A 570-nucleotide genomic window follows, 5' to 3' on the forward strand; every position below is an offset into this window, starting at 1 on the left:
GGGCGAGGGGCGGGCCGGGTGCAATGGTGGAATTGGGAGGGAGTAACTCCCCTCCCTCAAGTGAGGGGGCTAAACTACAGCACGCCCCCTGCCAGCCGGTCGATTGCCCCCTGCAAGATCACCGCCGCCGCATGGCTGTCGATCGCGGCGGCGCGTTTGGCGCGGCTCATGTCCTGGCCGATCATCGCCGCCTCGGCGGCCTGGGTCGACCAGCGCTCGTCCCACAGGAGGATCGGGAGCGCGAAGGCCTCGGCGCAATTCCTGGCATAGGCGCGGGAAGCCTGCGCGCGCGGGCCTTCGGAGCCGTCCATGTTGCGCGGCAGGCCGAGGACGATCCCGCGCACGGAACGGCTCTTGATCAGCGCAGCCAGGGTCTCGCGGTCCTTGCCCCACTTGCCGCGCTGGATCGTGGTGCCGTTGGTGGCGAAGCGCCAGCCCGCGTCGCAGGTCGCGGTGCCGATCGTTCTGGTGCCGAGGTCGAGCCCGAGCAGCACGCCGCCTTCCCCCACGGCCTCCCCGAAGCCGCGCGCGTCCTCGAAGATCAATTGGCGGGTTTCCACGCGTCCACCC

1 protein-coding gene is annotated in these 570 nt (G+C 70.5%); it reads right to left on the reverse strand.

Annotated features, from left to right (window positions below):
• Nucleotides 1-74: 74 nt before the first annotated feature.
• Nucleotides 75-560: a Holliday junction resolvase RuvX gene (gene ruvX / locus AX692_RS18115; protein WP_081095454.1), complete on the reverse strand. Its 486-nt coding sequence runs from the start codon at nt 558-560 to the stop codon at nt 75-77.
• Between the last annotated feature and the right edge of the window lie 10 nt (nt 561-570).

This window comes from Erythrobacter donghaensis (assembly GCF_001557325.1).
Taxonomy (GTDB): domain Bacteria; phylum Pseudomonadota; class Alphaproteobacteria; order Sphingomonadales; family Sphingomonadaceae; genus Erythrobacter; species Erythrobacter donghaensis_B.